The organism is Metabacillus schmidteae (assembly GCF_903166545.1).
GTDB lineage: Bacteria > Bacillota > Bacilli > Bacillales > Bacillaceae > Metabacillus > Metabacillus schmidteae.
The window spans coordinates 3,984,582-4,000,402 of record NZ_CAESCH010000001.1 but is presented as its reverse complement, the minus strand read 5'-3'; the positions used below and the strand labels follow the sequence as shown (position 1 = coordinate 4,000,402).

The 15,821-nt window shown below is 36.1% G+C and carries 15 protein-coding genes and 1 other annotated feature; of the genes, 14 read left to right on the top strand and 1 reads right to left on the bottom strand.

All coding sequences use genetic code 11. The features are described 5' to 3' along the window. Window positions 1-13: 13 nt before the first annotated feature. The 6 genes from mnmA to HWV59_RS19625 all read left to right on the top strand — a co-directional run bounded on the left by mnmA (window position 14) and on the right by HWV59_RS19625 (window position 5,345). A complete protein-coding gene (mnmA, locus tag HWV59_RS19650; RefSeq protein ID WP_102229503.1) occupies window positions 14-1,126 on the top strand; it encodes a tRNA 2-thiouridine(34) synthase MnmA in 1,113 nt (370 codons plus the stop codon). A 299-nt stretch (window positions 1,127-1,425) separates the two neighbouring features. After that, complete coding sequence (locus tag HWV59_RS19645; protein WP_102229502.1) at window positions 1,426-2,082, top strand: tetratricopeptide repeat protein; 657 nt, start codon at window positions 1,426-1,428, stop codon at window positions 2,080-2,082. Between the two features lie 26 nt (window positions 2,083-2,108). Next, window positions 2,109-4,490: an SF1B family DNA helicase RecD2 gene (recD2, locus tag HWV59_RS19640; RefSeq protein ID WP_102229501.1), complete on the top strand. Its 2,382-nt coding sequence runs from the start codon at window positions 2,109-2,111 to the stop codon at window positions 4,488-4,490. Between the two features lie 26 nt (window positions 4,491-4,516). Continuing rightward, on the top strand, window positions 4,517-4,993 hold the full coding sequence (locus HWV59_RS19635; RefSeq protein ID WP_175639812.1) for a PRC-barrel domain-containing protein: 477 nt from the start codon (window positions 4,517-4,519) through the stop codon (window positions 4,991-4,993). 15 nt (window positions 4,994-5,008) lie between these two features. Then, window positions 5,009-5,200, top strand: coding sequence for a hypothetical protein (locus HWV59_RS19630; protein WP_102229499.1), 192 nt, complete (start codon window positions 5,009-5,011; stop codon window positions 5,198-5,200). A 13-nt stretch (window positions 5,201-5,213) separates the two neighbouring features. Next, on the top strand, window positions 5,214-5,345 hold the full coding sequence (locus HWV59_RS19625; protein WP_102229498.1) for a YrzQ family protein: 132 nt from the start codon (window positions 5,214-5,216) through the stop codon (window positions 5,343-5,345). 121 nt (window positions 5,346-5,466) lie between these two features. On the opposite strand, the gene HWV59_RS19620 is transcribed toward HWV59_RS19625, so the two are convergent. Then, window positions 5,467-7,050: an IS1182 family transposase gene (locus HWV59_RS19620; RefSeq protein ID WP_175639811.1), complete on the bottom strand. Its 1,584-nt coding sequence runs from the start codon at window positions 7,048-7,050 to the stop codon at window positions 5,467-5,469. Window positions 7,051-7,469: 419 nt separating this feature from the next. Between HWV59_RS19620 and HWV59_RS19615 the strand changes: the two genes are divergently transcribed. The 8 genes from HWV59_RS19615 (at window position 7,470) to HWV59_RS19580 (ending at window position 15,792) form a co-directional block, all read left to right on the top strand. Continuing rightward, window positions 7,470-8,531, top strand: a complete 1,062-nt coding sequence (locus HWV59_RS19615; protein WP_102229497.1) for an AI-2E family transporter — start codon at window positions 7,470-7,472, stop codon at window positions 8,529-8,531. Between the two features lie 41 nt (window positions 8,532-8,572). Then, window positions 8,573-8,781, top strand: a binding site (T-box leader). 193 nt (window positions 8,782-8,974) lie between these two features. Further along, complete coding sequence (alaS, locus tag HWV59_RS19610; protein ID WP_175639810.1) at window positions 8,975-11,614, top strand: alanine--tRNA ligase; 2,640 nt, start codon at window positions 8,975-8,977, stop codon at window positions 11,612-11,614. A 78-nt stretch (window positions 11,615-11,692) separates the two neighbouring features. Next, the gene (locus HWV59_RS19605; protein WP_026558655.1) at window positions 11,693-11,959 is read left to right on the top strand and encodes an IreB family regulatory phosphoprotein; all 267 of its coding nucleotides are present in this window, start codon (window positions 11,693-11,695) and stop codon (window positions 11,957-11,959) included. A 1-nt stretch (window position 11,960) separates the two neighbouring features. After that, complete coding sequence (ruvX, locus tag HWV59_RS19600) at window positions 11,961-12,377, top strand: Holliday junction resolvase RuvX (protein WP_102229495.1); 417 nt, start codon at window positions 11,961-11,963, stop codon at window positions 12,375-12,377. Window positions 12,378-12,408: 31 nt separating this feature from the next. Beyond that, window positions 12,409-12,693 (top strand): DUF1292 domain-containing protein, encoded by a 285-nt coding sequence (locus tag HWV59_RS19595; protein WP_102229494.1) that lies wholly within the window; start codon window positions 12,409-12,411, stop codon window positions 12,691-12,693. A 158-nt stretch (window positions 12,694-12,851) separates the two neighbouring features. Next, window positions 12,852-13,976 (top strand): endolytic transglycosylase MltG, encoded by a 1,125-nt coding sequence (mltG, locus tag HWV59_RS19590; RefSeq protein ID WP_102229493.1) that lies wholly within the window; start codon window positions 12,852-12,854, stop codon window positions 13,974-13,976. Window positions 13,977-14,178: 202 nt separating this feature from the next. Beyond that, window positions 14,179-14,844 carry an O-methyltransferase gene (locus HWV59_RS19585; protein ID WP_407941595.1) on the top strand — a complete coding sequence of 222 codons (666 nt, stop codon included), beginning with the start codon at window positions 14,179-14,181 and terminating at the stop codon, window positions 14,842-14,844. Window positions 14,845-14,859: 15 nt separating this feature from the next. After that, entirely contained in the window at window positions 14,860-15,792 is a 933-nt protein-coding gene (locus HWV59_RS19580) for a peptidase U32 family protein (protein ID WP_102229491.1), read from the top strand. Window positions 15,793-15,821: the final 29 nt, after the last annotated feature.

Here is a 15,821-nt window from a genome sequence, read left to right as displayed (position 1 = left end):
GAGGTGAAATGGGATGAAGAAAGACCCAAAAGATATAAGAGTTGTTGTCGGGATGTCAGGTGGTGTTGATTCATCGGTAGCTGCTCTTCGTTTAAAAGAGCAAGGATACGATGTTATCGGCATTTTTATGAAAAACTGGGATGACACGGACGAAAATGGTGTATGTACGGCAACGGAAGATTATAATGACGTAATACAAGTGTGCAATCAAATCGGAATTCCATATTATGCAGTGAATTTTGAAAAGCAATACTGGGACAAGGTCTTTACGTATTTTCTTGATGAATATAAAGCGGGGAGAACACCAAACCCTGATGTAATGTGTAATAAGGAAATAAAATTTAAAGCCTTTTTAGAGCATGCCATGTCATTAGGTGCTGATTATTTAGCAACAGGGCATTATGCACGCGTTGAATATAGAGACGGAGAATATAAAATGCTTCGTGGTGTCGATGAAAACAAAGATCAAACCTATTTTCTAAATCAATTAGGTCAAGAGCAACTCTCAAAGGTTATGTTCCCTTTAGGAGATATTGAAAAGCCTTTAGTTCGTGAAATGGCGAAAAAAGCAAATCTTGCAACTGCAACGAAAAAGGATAGTACAGGTATCTGCTTTATTGGTGAAAGAAACTTTAAAGAGTTCCTAAGTGGTTATCTCCCAGCACAGCCCGGAGTCATGCAAACTCTTGATGGTGAAGTAAAAGGAAAGCACGATGGGTTAATGTACTATACGATCGGTCAAAGACATGGTCTTGGTATTGGTGGAAGTGGAGAACCTTGGTTTGCTGTCGGAAAAGATTTAGAAAAAAATATTCTTTATGTTGATCAAGGATTTCATAATGATTTGTTATATTCTGATTCCATTACTGCTACAAATATTAGTTGGGTATCGAATCAACCAGTAAAAGAATTAACATGCACGGCAAAATTCCGTTACCGTCAACAAGATAATGAAGTAACGGTTACAATGATTGATGAAACGACAGCTAAGGTTACATTCAAAGAACCTATTAGAGCGGTAACCCCTGGTCAAGCCGTTGTATTTTATGATGGAGATGTCTGCTTAGGTGGCGGAACGATTGACCATGTATTTAAAAATAACGAAAAAATCTGGTATGTAGGATAAATTATGATTTTACCGTTTGTTCTCGTTTAGAAAATTATAAAATTCTAGAACTGTGGATAAGCGCTTCTACATCCAGCTCCAGCGCCTAGCCCCTCGAGGTCATAAGCCACAAATGAATTGAAGACAAAAAACATCTTCTATTCATTTGCGTCTTATGCTTGTCGGGGCTGATCAAGGCGCTTGCGCTTTTGTTCTTCCATAGAGAACATATCTTCTGATAAGATGAAAGGGGTTGGCACATAAAGAGTCAGCCCCTTTTCTCTGTAAAGAATGAGTAATGAAAAAGGTAGGTAATATAGATGAATAAAAATCAACTTGGTATTGAAGCGATGCAAAAAGGAAATTTCGAGGAAGCTGCAACTATTTTTTCGGAAGCGATTGAAACAAATCCTAATGATCCTATAAGTTATATTAATTTTGGTAATCTTTTATCAGCAGTAAACGAATTAGATAAAGCACTTAAATTTTACGAAAAAGCAATAGAGATTGACCCCGATACAGCTACTGCATATTATGGGGCAGGTAATGTCTATTTCAATCAAGAAAAGTATCATGAAGCAAAAAATATGTATGAAAAAGCATTGAAAAAAGGTCTTGATGAAGGAGACCTACATTTTATGTTAGGGATGTCTCTCTTTAATCTAGGGCAAAATCGTTTAGCTCTACCATATTTTCAGCGGTCAGTTGAATTAAATGAAAGTGATAGTGACGCCAGGTTTCAATATGGATTATGCTTGGCACAGCTTGAATTAATTGATGAAGCATTAAAGCAATTTGAGGCTGTTGTCCAATTGGATCAGGAGCATGCTGATGCATATTATAATCTTGGTGTTGCGTATGCCTTTAAGGAAAATACAGAAAAAGGAATCAAAATGCTTGAAAAAGCATTGGAAATTCAGCCTGATCATATGCTGGCTGGACATGCTCTTAACATTATGAATGGTCAGTCGAATTAATTTAATTAGTGAAAGGAGAACCGTTTATGCAGGAGAGTGCCGATTTATTTGGGGAAAATGAACGCTATGTAAAAGGGCTAGTGAAAGTTGTAATCTTTCATAATGAGCAAAATTTGTATTCTGTCCTAAAAGTAAGAGTTCATGATACAAGTGAGAACATTGAAGATAAAGAAATAACGGTTACAGGGTATTTTCCACTCCTGCATGAAGATGATCTTTATACGTTTTTTGGCTCTTTCACAAATCATCCTAAATTTGGTCTTCAGTTTCAAACTGAACACTTTCGTAAGGAAATTCCTCAAACTAAAGAAGGGATTGTCCAGTATCTTTCAAGTGACCTTTTTAAGGGCATCGGAAAAAAAACAGCTGAAGCGATTGTAGAGAAATTGGGGGAATCAGCCATTTCTAAAATTCTCCAAAATCCTGCGATCTTAGATGATATTCCCAAGGTAAATAAAGAAAAAGCAAAACAATTGGTCGATGCTTTAGTTTCTCATCAAGGTCTTGAGCAGATTATGATTGCATTAAATCAATTTGGTTTTGGACCACAATTGGCCATGAAAATTTATCAAACCTATAAAGATGAAACATTATCAATAGTCCAAAAAAATCCTTATCAGCTTGTGCAAGATATTGAGGGTATTGGTTTTGTAAGGGCTGATGAACTCGGAAAACAGCTGGGTATTTCCGGAAAAGACTCTGAACGAATTAAAGCAGCATGTCATTTTATTATTGAACAATTATGTTTACAAGAAGGTCATGTTTATTTAAAACTTGAACAGTTAATTGTAAAAGCAAAGGAATTACTGGATCACTCGAAGCAAGCTGTTATCCATGAGACAGACATTGCAACGGAAATTGTTGCCTTAGGTGAAGAAGGCAAGCTGATGATAGAAGAAGAGCGCGCATATCTCCCATCTCTTTACTTTGCTGAACAAGGATTAGTTAAGAATGTAAAAAAGGTCTTGGAGCAAACTGAGTATGATGAATTATTTCCTGAATCCGAGTTTTTATTATCACTAGGCCAACTTGAAGAAAGAATGAAGGTTCAATATGCCCCTTCTCAAAAGGATGCCATCCAAAAAGCATTAATGTCACCAATGCTTTTGCTTACGGGAGGTCCGGGAACGGGCAAAACAACTGTTATTAAAGGAATTGTTGAACTATATTCTGACTTACATGGCTGTTCTCTTGACCCAAAAGATTATAAAAAGGAAGAACCATTTCCAATTTTGCTTGTTGCCCCAACTGGACGTGCTGCTAAACGTATGAGTGAAGCGACAGGCATGCCGGCAGTTACGATCCACCGTTTGTTAAAATGGAATGGAGCTGATGGTTTTGAACATGATGAAGACAATCCAATTGCTGGAAAACTTCTGATTGTTGATGAGGTATCCATGGTCGATATATGGATTGCAAATCAATTGTTCAAAGCATTGCCTAAGGAAATACAAGTCATTATGGTTGGGGATGAAGATCAGCTTCCATCGGTAGGACCTGGACAAGTATTACGTGATTTCCTGTCTTCTAAAATGATTCCAACTGTCCGATTAACAGATATCTACCGTCAAGCGGAAGGCTCATCCATTATTGAACTTGCCCATGAAATGAAAACAGGCAAATTGCCGCAAAATATTGCCAAACCAACTTCAGATCGATCATTTATTCGCTGTTCACAAGCTCAAATGAAAGATGTAATTGAAAAGATCATTAAAAGTGCAATAAATAAGGGATATTCGGCAAAGGATATTCAAGTATTAGCACCGATGTACAGAGGTGCGGCAGGAATTGACCAACTAAATAAATTACTTCAAGAATTATTTAATCCTAAATCTCCGGGAAAAAGAGAAATGAAGTTTGGAGAAGTAGTTTATCGAAATGGAGATAAAGTTCTTCAGCTGGTAAATCAACCTGAAAGTAATGTATTTAATGGAGATATTGGAGAAATCGTCTCAATTTTCTATGCGAAAGAAAATACAGAAAAAGAGGATATGATCGTTATTTCCTTTGATGGAAATGAGGTTACCTATACAAAACAAGATTTCAATCAATTCACACATGCATTTTGTTGTTCTATACATAAATCTCAAGGTAGTGAATTTCCAATCGTTGTGTTACCAATTGTAAAAGGATATTATCGGATGCTAAGGCGGAATTTAATTTATACGGCAGTAACTAGAAGTAAGCGATCACTTGTGATATGTGGCGAGTTAGAGGCTCTTCAATGGGGCGTGTCAAATAATGACAGCTCAGACCGGCAAACAAGCTTAATGCAAAAATTAAGTGGAATGGTTTCTGATCCTGAAATGGATGAACTGCAAAAGGAGTTACCTTTCCCCCTCACTGATGCAAATATTGGCATGGAAAACCTTACACCGTATGACTTCATGGAGCCTAGCGAAACATAAGAATGTTCGGAAAGGTGGAGATGACTTTGCGGACATTTTCAAAGCTCAAAGGGCTACCGGTATACTGTAACAATGATGCAACTATATTAGGGCATGTAACAAATTTGTGCTTATCTTCCAAAGGCTTTATTTTTGGACTTATGATGGAAGGAAAAGGCTTGTTTCATCGTGATAAATTTATTCCAATTCAGTCGATCTATTCAATTGGAGAAAATGGAGTCATGGTTGAACAACTTGATTCTCTTTTATCTATTCAGGATATGAAGAAACAATATACTTATAACACCTATAATGACTTAGAAAATAAAGCAGTCTTAACAAAAGAGGGAAACAAATTAGGATTGTTAGATGACGTATATTTTTCAGAAACATTGGGCACAATTGAGGCATACGAATTGACGGACGGTTTTTTTGCAGATATCGCCGAAGGTAAAAAAGTGGTTAAAGCATCTGGTGAACCATTTACAATAAGCAAAGATGCGATCGTCATTGATTTAATGTGAGTGAGGTGTGCCCAATTGTTTTCATGTCCAAATTGTAGAAGTAAAGACCTTGGAAAGATAGGTGTAAATCAATATTACTGCTGGGGTTGCTTTATTGAGTTATCTGTATCAAAAGGAAAAATATTAACTCATCAGGTGGAAGAAGATGGAACGTTAAGCTCGCTTGATGATTTATTTTCAGAAGATGACCGGTCAATAAGCATGTAAAGGGGAGATTGTCTTGAATCGTACTTTAACCTCATTAGTATCTCTTGGACTTGGTGCAGTTGCTTATCGTTATGCACGAAATACAAACATGATGAATAATCGGTCAATGAAAAAAATGAGAAAACGAATCACTAAGATGTTTTAAGAATTGAGGAGGGTGACTCAAAAGGTCGTTAAATGACGATTTTTTGAGCACCCTTTTCTTTTGTGTTTTTGAGAAGATCCAAATAGTGGTTTTTTTCAACTAAAAGGGTTACCCCCCCCCCTTATTGGTATCCATTTACCTCATTTTCTTTATTTCTTTTTATCGCTTTCTGCATTTTTTTACAGTTATGTGCAACGCAAAGAAGCCCCCATTCAATCGTGTTTTTTTGGAGACCACGCATTGAAAAGCGTCTGAACTGTTGATTGTGTTTTAACTGTCCAAATACACTTTCCACATCACATTTTCGTTGACTATATAATTTCCGGCCTTCTTCACTCTGAAGACGTTCACGAATCTCCTTTCGTTGTCTTTGATTTTCTAGAGATATTGTAATTGTTTTTTGATCTTTCCCTTTGGCACAAGTTAATTGGAATGGGCAACCGGTACATTCAAAACAAGAATACCTTCTTTTAATTGATACATATTCATTATCTGATGTTCTTGTGGTTTCATACTGAAAAATAAGGCGTTGCTTGTTTGCACAAATAAACTCATCTAGCTCCTCATCGTACTCCATATTTTCTACACGATCTATTTTCTTTTTCCAGCTTCTTTTTTGTTCTTGATCAAACGTATTATATTTTATGTATGCTGTTCTTCCTTCTCTTTCGAGAAAATCATAGTTTTCCTCACTACCATAGCCAGAATCGGCAACTATTTTTTTGGGTTTCACTCCAAGCACCTCCATGTGTTTGAGGTGAGGGATTAAGCAACTTGGATCACCTGCTCTTTGATGAAGTGAGAATCCCGTAATAAACTGACCTTCTGTTCCTGTTTGTACATTATATCCAGGTTTTAATTGCCCATTTCGCATATGATCTTCTTTCATTCTCATAAAGGTCGCATCAGTATCTGTTTTCGAGAAACTGTTTCTTCCATTGAATAGTCGATTTTGTTCTTCGTATTTCACTTTACGAGGAAGATAATCTTTTTTTAGTAATCGAACTACTTTTTTCGCCTCTTTATTTTTGGGTTCTGTTTCTAAATGTTTTTCTAACTTTTTAATACTATGTTCAATCTGTTCTGAAGTAATCGGTGTTTCTTTCAGCTTTTCTTCTAGCCCCACGGAAGGGGCGGACTTTTCCTCTTCTTCAAGGATGTGCTCAATTTGTAAAGCGAGTTGACGATATTTGTCATCTAAACTATTTTCGTATTTCGCTGTCGCTTTTCTCCAAACAAATGTATATTGATTTGCATTTGCTTCTATCTTAGTCCCATCTACAAAATAGTGTTCTAGCTTTATTAATCCTTTTTCACGCAGTAACTCTACAATTGAAAAGAAGACTTGATAGATAATATCTTTCATTCGCTCGGATCGAAACCGATTGATTGTACGAAAATCAGGAGTTTGACTACCACTTAACCACATAAAGTAGATATTTTCGGTTAGTAACTTTTCCGTCTGTCTTCCTGAGTAAATTTTTTGTATATAAGCATAAATAATGACTTTAAGTAACATTTTTGGGTGATATGATGGGCGTCCACCACCTTTGTAGGGTTGAAATAACAATGTATCGTCTAGCTTTTCTACAGCTTCATGGACAATGGTAGATAAATGATTTTGAGGGATGAGAATTTCAAGGTTTAATGGAAGAACTAACTGATTCATGTTATAATTAACGAAAGAGATATGATCATATTTCATAAAAAATCGTTCCTTTCTTGGATAATTTGGTGTGGTAACTTAATTATACAAAATGGGGCGATTTTTTTGTTGTTTAATTATTCTTTAAAAAAGACTGTTTTCGTAGGGGTTTTGCTTCTATGAATATAATTTTAGATCGATAGTGGAATGAAGCGTAAGACACTTGACTCCTGCGGGAAGTGAGGAAAGGCTGAGACCCCACAGCCGAAGGCGAGGAGGCTCAGCTTCCTCCCCGCGGAAAGCAAGTGTCTGGAGCGCAATGGAACGTCCCGGTTTTTACGTTTATCTGATTTAAAAAGATAAAAGTATGAAAAAAGGCTAGCCCAAGGTCTAAAATCTAGACTTTTGGGTCAGCCTCCTTTTTAAATGTATAAATTTGTTATTACCCTCCAAACTACTAATAGTAAAGGAGGAGTTATATGAGAGAGAAACATATTAAATGGCTGATGCAAATATCAATCTTATTATTAGCCTTATTATCCGTATATATCTTTTTAAAGCTTTACTCTTTATGGGCTCCTTTTTTATTTATGTTTAAAGCAGTTATGATTCCATTTCTAATAAGTGCTTTTATAACTTATTTACTTCACCCTGTGGTTGAAAAGCTTCATCGTAAGGGCTTGCCCAGGCCAATATCGATTCTTATTATATATCTTTTATTTTTTGGATTAATCGGATATGGCTTTTATCGGGGAGTCCCTGTCTTAATAAGTCAGCTTAGAGACTTGTCTGAAAACTTTCCGCAGTTTACGTTAACTTATAATAAGTGGATGGATTCGATTCATGATCACACAGATACATGGCCGGTAGGAGTTCACGATCGGATTGAACAAATGTTTAGTAAAACGGAAGAATGGCTGGCTGTTACGATTGAAATGGTTATTAATAGCCTGAAGGGGATTTTTGATTATATGCTATTAATTGCAATTATTCCCTTCCTTGTCTTTTATATGTTAAAGGATTATGAGCAAATCAAAAGAGCGGCATGGTATTTAACTCCTCGCAGGTGGAGAAGTGGTTCCATTCAGTTTTTAAAAGATATTGATCATTCCTTAGGCAATTATATTCGTGGTCAACTATTTGTCTGCCTCATTATTGGGACTTTAGCTTTTTTAGCGTTATGGTTTTTTCATGTTAAATATCCGTTAATTCTTGGACTATTAATTGGCACAACAAATATTATTCCTTATTTTGGGCCTGTCATTGGTGCAGTTCCTGCATTAATTATTGCAGCAACGATGTCGACTAAAACTGTCATTGTGGTTATTGTTATTATTGCAAGTCTACAATTTATTGAAGGAAATATACTAGGACCGCTAATTGTAGGAAAAAGCCTTCATATGCATCCCATCGTTATTATGCTTGCGTTGCTTGCAGGAGGGGAAATTGGAGGAGTAGTTGGATTAATGTTAGCGGTACCTGTCATAGTAATTTTAAAGGTTATGATTGTTCATCTTGCTTTATTGAAAAGACAACATTGACATTTAGAAAACGCTTGTCTATAATTCTAGGGTAGAATAAGGATAAAACAATGATGGAAAGAAGTATGCTGATACCGCTTTTAAGAGAGGAATTTTCACGGCTGAGAGAAATTCTAAAGTAAGGACAGCAGAAAGCTAATCCTAAGTGCAGAAAAACCTGCCGTATTAAACCACGTTACGGTTTGTAATAAAGGTGATGGGCGTATGTCCATAATCAGGGTGGTACCGCGAGCTAACTCTCGTCCCTGTGTTAAGAGGATTTCTTTTCACAGAGATGAGAGTTTTTTGTGTAGGCGATCTTTTACAAAATTGTTGTTTGACAGTTTACTAAGAAGGAACTGTTTAGGTTGAATGAAGTGAGCACCCTAAAGCTGCATTCAACCTTGCACAATACTAATTACTTAGCAACAAATTTTAGAAATAAGAAATTAAGGAGGATACATATGAGAAATTTACAATCTGCAGAAGTTCGACAAATGTTTTTAGATTTCTTTAAAGAAAAAGGCCATGATGTTGAACCGAGTGCATCACTCGTTCCTCACGAAGATCCAACATTACTTTGGATTAATAGTGGGGTGGCAACATTAAAAAAATACTTTGATGGTCGTGTTATTCCAGCAAATCCAAGAATATGTAATGCCCAAAAATCTATCAGAACAAACGATATTGAAAATGTCGGTAAAACAGCAAGACACCATACATTCTTTGAAATGTTAGGGAACTTTTCAATTGGTGACTATTTTAAAGTGGAAGCAATTGAATGGGCTTGGGAATTCCTTACGGATGAGAAATGGATTGGGTTTGATCCAGAGAAGCTTTCTGTTACGATTCACCCTGAGGATCATGAAGCATTTGATATTTGGAAAGACAAAATCGGTATTCCGGAGGAGCGTATTATCCGTTTAGAAGGGAACTTCTGGGATATTGGTGAGGGACCGAGTGGGCCAAATACAGAAATTTTCTATGATCGTGGCGAAGAATATGGTAACGATCAAAGTGACCCTGAGTTATATCCTGGTGGAGAAAATGAACGTTATCTTGAAGTATGGAATCTTGTATTTTCTCAATTTAATCATAACCCGGATGGAACCTATACACCGCTTCCAAAGAAAAACATTGATACCGGAATGGGATTAGAACGTATGGTATCTGTCATTCAAAATGTCCCAACAAATTTCGATACTGATCTCTTTATTCCGATCATTAGAGCAACTGAGCAAATTTCAGGTGAACAGTATCGAAAAGATCAAGAAAAAGACGTTGCTTTTAAAGTAATTGCTGACCATGTCCGTACTGTTAGTTTTGCTATTAGTGATGGTGCTCTTCCATCAAATGAAGGCCGTGGGTACGTGCTGCGACGTTTGTTAAGAAGAGCTGTTCGATATGCTAAGCAAATCAATATTAATCGTCCGTTCATGTATGAGCTGGTTCCTGTAGTTGCTGAAATTATGGTTGATTTCTATCCGGAGGTAAAGGTAAAGACAGAATTTATTCAAAAGGTTATTAAGAATGAAGAGGAACGCTTCCATGAAACATTAAACGAAGGTCTGGCAATTTTAAGTGAAGTAATGAAAACCCAAAAAGAAAAAGGCAATGATGTCATCCCTGGAGAGGATGTATTCCGTTTATATGATACATACGGATTCCCTGTTGAATTAACGGAAGAGTATGCTGAAGAAGAGGGTATGAAAATTGACCAAGAAGGCTTCGAAACCGAAATGGAACGACAACGTGATCGTGCACGAGCAGCTATGCAAAAAGTTGATTCTATGCAGGTTCAAGGTGGAATGTTAGGTGAAATTAAACTCGAAAGTAAATTTGTAGGGTATGATCAATTGGTTGTTGAGAATGCAACAGCTATTGTTATTGTAAAAAATGGAGATGTCATTCAAGAAGCTCATGAAGGTGAAGAAATTCAATTAATTCTTGATCAAACTCCATTCTACGCTGAGAGCGGTGGACAGATAGCGGATATTGGTACTCTTTCAAGTGAAAAAGCTGTCATAAAGGTTAAAGATGTTCAGAAAGCTCCTAACGGTCAGAATCTCCATAATGTAATCGTAGAAAGTGGCACAATTACTACTGGTGATCAATTTACTGCAAACGTTCAAGAAGAAAATCGAAGTGGTGTTGTGAAGAACCATACCGCAACACATTTATTACATCAAGCTCTAAAAGATGTGTTGGGTACACATGTTAATCAAGCAGGTTCATTAGTAACAGCAGATCGTTTGCGTTTTGACTTTTCTCATTTCGGACAAGTTACACAAGAGGAATTAACACGAATCGAACAAATGGTTAACGAGCAAATTTGGAAAAGTATTGATGTTCAAATTGATTATAAATCATTAACGGAAGCAAAAGAGATGGGTGCAATGGCACTATTTGGAGAAAAGTATGGGAATATTGTTCGCGTCGTTCAAGTTGGTAGCTACAGCTTAGAACTATGTGGTGGTTGTCACGTTCAGAACACTTCTTCAATTGGTATTTTTAAAATTTTGACAGAAACAGGAATTGGAGCAGGGACAAGACGAATTGAAGCTGTAACGGGGAAAGCAGCCTATGAGTTAACAAATGATCAGTATGCTAGACTTCAAGAAGCAGCAGACCTTCTAAAATCGAATCCAAGAGATATCGTGACAAGATTAACTGGTTTATTACAGGATTATCGTGCACTACAGCGTGAAAATGAATCTTTAACAACTAAGCTTGGAAATTTAGAAGCAGGTAGTGTTGTTGATCAAGCTGTCACAGTAAATGGTGTAACAGTTTTGGCAGCAAAAGTGAATGCAAAAGACATGAATAGTCTTCGAGGAATGATGGATGACTTGAAAAACAAATTGCAATCAGCTATTGTTGTTCTCGGAGCTAGTGAAGATGGAAAAGTGAACCTTGTTGCAGGTGTTACGAAGGATCTTGTCGACAAAGGGTATCATGCTGGAAAACTAATAAAAGAAGTGGCAGAACGCTGTGGTGGAAAAGGTGGCGGTCGTCCTGAAATGGCCCAAGCAGGAGCTAAACTCCCTGAAAAGTTACCAGAAGCACTTAAATATGTCGAAGAATGGGTTGAATCCGTTTTATAATTAAGAAAAGTAGTGTAAAATGTAAGTAAGATAGGACAAGCAGATTCCCATTATGAATCTGAGAAAGAGGTGCGAACGGTGAGTTCATTTGATAAAACAATGAAATTCAATTTTTCTGATGAAACGGTCGAAACGAATGTAAATGAGGTCCTTTATACTGTGTACGATGCGTTACAAGAAAAAGGGTATAATCCTATTAACCAAATTGTAGGATATTTACTTTCCGGTGATCCTGCCTACATTCCACGTCATCGTGATGCCCGGAATTTAATTCGCAAGCTTGAGAGAGATGAATTAATTGAGGAACTAGTTAAATCTTACTTACAAAAAAACCGAGAGGCATAATATGCGAATATTAGGATTAGATTTAGGCTCCAAAACACTTGGAGTTGCTGTAAGTGACGAACTGGGCTGGACAGCCCAGGGAATTGAAACGATTAAAATAAATGAGGAAAGCCGAGACTATCAACTAGGAAGGCTTTCTGAAATTATTGAACAACATAGTGTAGAAAAAATTGTACTCGGTATGCCCAAAAATATGAATGGAACTATTGGCCCTAGAGCAGAAGCAAGTCAAAGGTTTTCTGAAATATTAACAAAAAAGTTTAATCTTCCTGTTATTTTATGGGATGAGCGCTTAACTACAATGGCAGCCGAGAAAATGCTGATTTCTGCTGATGTTAGTCGAAAAAAAAGAAAGCAAGTCATTGATAAGATGGCAGCAGTGATGATTTTGCAGGGCTATTTAGATAGTTTAAATTAAAGGAATACCAAACAAATTATGAGGTGAAAACATGGATCACGGTGAAAAACAAATTACAGTTATTGATGAAAATGGTAATGAGCAATTATGTGAAGTATTGTTTACATTTGAATCGGAAGAATTTAAAAAATCTTATGTACTATATTATCCGGTTGGAGCAGAGGAAGATGATAACGAAGAAATTGAAATTCATGCTTCAAGCTTTAACCCGCACGCAAATGGTGAGGATGGCGAATTAGAGCCAATCGAATCTGATGAGGAATGGGATTTAATTGAAGAAATGTTAAACACATTTCTTGACGAGGAAGAAGAATAAGTCTTAAAAGGTGCAATGGGGAATTATTCCATTGCGCCTTTTGTTTTCTAAATATACATTTCTCCACACATAAGCATGGGTGATTTCCATAAATCGTGTAATTTATTGCCGAATCTCCGAGAACATTGTAGTATAATATGGGTGAAAGGGGGATATACATGTCTGAAGATCCAAAAAAGGATACATTCCGTAAAAACCTAATGCAATTTCAAAGTGAGGCAAAGGTAGTTAGAAGAATTGTATTAACCGTATTTATTATTCTTATTATTGCTTTTTCAGGAATAATTGGGGGCGGTTATCTATATATAAAATCTTCTTTAGAACCAGTTGATCCTAACGATAAGACTGCAATAGATGTCACAATACCAATTGGTTCATCTGTATCAACTATCTCTAAAATTTTAGAAGAGCATGATATTATTAAGGATGACAAGGTATTTAAGTATTATATTAAATTTAAAAATGAGTCAGGCTTTCAGGCTGGAGATTATAAACTAAACAAATCTATGACTTTCATGGATATTATTACGAGTTTAAAAGAAGGTAAAGTGCTAAATAATGCAGCTTTTCAAATTACAATTCCAGAAGGTCGACAATTAACCGAGATTGCGTCAATAGTCGCAAATCATACAGATTTTGAGGAAAAAGAGGTCCTTGCAACATTAACAGATAAAGAATTTATCAATTCGATGAAAGCAAAATATCCTGATCTTTTAACTGATGATATTTTTGGAAAAGATGTAAAATATGCTCTTGAAGGCTACTTGTATCCTGCAACTTACCCTTATTACAAAGAAAAACCAACGATTGAAGAAGTATTAGAGCCGATGGTGAAAAAAACTAGTGAGATTGTAGCAAAATACATTCCAAAGCTTCAGGAACAAAATATGAGTGTTCATAAATTTGTTACAATGGCATCACTAATTGAAGAAGAAGCCACAGAACAAGCAGATCGTGAAAAGATCTCAAGTGTGTTTTATAACCGAATGAAAATAAACATGCCTTTACAAACAGATCCAACAGTTCTATATGCATTGGGAGAACACAAAGATCGAGTATTATATGAAGACCTTGAAGTGAAATCTGCCTATAATACTTACCAAAATACCGGTCTTCCTCCGGGACCTATCGCAAATGCAGGTGAAGTTTCATTCAATGCAGCCTTAACTCCTGAAGATACAGATTTCTTATATTTCCTCGCAACAAGTGAGGGAAAAGTCATTTATACAAAAACACTTGAAGAACATAACAAAGCAAAAAATAAATACATTACAAACAACTAGTGTATTTTTAGAGGAAAAGAAAGGGAACGCAGATTATCTATTCGCATTCCCTTTCTTGTTGTGGTAAAATATATCGAGTTGTTATTTGGACGACGATTTTTATATGTTACTGAACAAGAGTTCTCTATTACGGGGCTCTTCTTTTTAGTGTTTTCCATTGCAAGACTTATGATAAAAAAACAAAAGTTTATGATTGCAATACATGAACAGGAGGGCAATCATGTTAAATCAAGACGTTATAACGTATGTTGAAAACTTAATACCGGAATCATCATCTTACGTTAAGCAAATGGAAGAGTTTGCGAGACTTCATGATGTGCCAATAATGGAAAAGGTCGGTATTGAGGTATTGCTCTTACTTTTATCTATGCAGCAACCAAAAAGAATTTTTGAAATTGGAACAGCAATTGGCTATTCAGCAATTAGAATGGCACTGCAATTACCTCAAACTCAAATAATTACAGTGGAGCTTGATGAGGAAAGGTATCAACAAGCCAACAAACATATTAAAGACCTAGGGTTACAAAACCAAATCAAAACCTTCTTAGGTGATGCTTTGTCCATCTCAGAAGAAATGAAACATTTTGGACCATTTGATGCATTATTTATTGATGCGACAAAAGCAAAATATCAAAAGTTTTTTACATTATATGAACCAATGTTAACTGAAGATGGGATGATATACTCGGATAACGTCTTATTTAAAGGAACAGTTGCTCGAGATCGTTCAGAACTCAAAACGAGAAGACAACGTACTCTCGTTCGAAAGCTAGATGAGTATAATCAGATGCTTTCTTCTTTAGAAGGATATAAAACAACAATTATTCCTGTTGGAGATGGAATTGCTGTAACAAAGAAAATGAAATAAATGAGGTGAGAGTGAATGAAGAAACCTGAGTTATTAGTAACACCTAAATCAGTAGAGGATATACTTCCGTTAATTGAAGCAGGTGCAGACGCGTTTATTATTGGAGAACAAAGATTTGGGTTGCGTCTTGCAGGTGAATTTTCCAGAGAACAAGTGAAACAAGCAATTGAAATTGCACACCATCACAATAAAAAAGTATTTGTTGCAATGAATGCTATCTTTCATAATGAAGCAATTGCTGATATAGAGAACTATTTATCCTTTTTAACAGAGGTAAAAGTAGATGCTGTGGTATTCGGGGATCCAGCTGTATTAATGGCGGCGAAGGAAGTGGCGCCGGATTTAAAGCTGCATTGGAACACTGAAACAACGGCAACGAACTGGTATACATGTAATTATTGGGGAAGAAAAGGTTCAAAACGTGCGGTATTAGCTCGTGAATTAAGTATGGATGCTATTATTGAAACAAAAGAACATGCAGACGTTGAAATTGAGGTGCAGGTGCACGGGATGACATGTATGTTCCAATCAAAACGCACACTTTTAGGGAATTACTTTGAGTATCAAGGTAAGGCATTAAAAGTTGAAAATCGTAATGATAACAAAGAAATGATGTTTTTATTTGACCCAGAAAGAGATAATAAGTACCCAATTTTTGAAGATGTTAATGGCACACATATTATGAGCCCAAATGATATCTGTATAATCGATGAACTTGGAGAAATGATTGACGCCGGAATTGATTCTTTCAAGATTGATGGTGTCTTACAAACATCAAATTATATTATCGAGGTCACAAAAAAATACAGAAAAGCAATTGATCTTTATATTGAGGACAATGCGAAGTATGAGGAAGTAAAAGATGTACTTTTAGAAGAAATCGAGAATATTCAGGCGAAGAATCGCAATTTGGATACAGGATTTTTCTTTAAAGAAACGGTTTATTAATTGAATATTTTTAGTGCAAAAGGGAGTGA

Coding starts and splice junctions, on each gene's coding strand:
- mnmA (WP_102229503.1), top strand. CDS start 14: ATGAAGAAAGACCCAAAAGATATAAGAGTTGTTGTCGGGATGTCAGGT.
- HWV59_RS19645 (WP_102229502.1), top strand. CDS start 1,426: ATGAATAAAAATCAACTTGGTATTGAAGCGATGCAAAAAGGAAATTTC.
- recD2 (WP_102229501.1), top strand. CDS start 2,109: ATGCAGGAGAGTGCCGATTTATTTGGGGAAAATGAACGCTATGTAAAA.
- HWV59_RS19620 (WP_175639811.1), bottom strand. CDS start 7,050: ATGAAATATGATCATATCTCTTTCGTTAATTATAACATGAATCAGTTA.
- HWV59_RS19615 (WP_102229497.1), top strand. CDS start 7,470: ATGAGAGAGAAACATATTAAATGGCTGATGCAAATATCAATCTTATTA.
- alaS (WP_175639810.1), top strand. CDS start 8,975: ATGAGAAATTTACAATCTGCAGAAGTTCGACAAATGTTTTTAGATTTC.
- ruvX (WP_102229495.1), top strand. CDS start 11,961: ATGCGAATATTAGGATTAGATTTAGGCTCCAAAACACTTGGAGTTGCT.
- HWV59_RS19595 (WP_102229494.1), top strand. CDS start 12,409: ATGGATCACGGTGAAAAACAAATTACAGTTATTGATGAAAATGGTAAT.
- mltG (WP_102229493.1), top strand. CDS start 12,852: ATGTCTGAAGATCCAAAAAAGGATACATTCCGTAAAAACCTAATGCAA.
- HWV59_RS19585 (WP_407941595.1), top strand. CDS start 14,179: ATGAACAGGAGGGCAATCATGTTAAATCAAGACGTTATAACGTATGTT.
- HWV59_RS19580 (WP_102229491.1), top strand. CDS start 14,860: ATGAAGAAACCTGAGTTATTAGTAACACCTAAATCAGTAGAGGATATA.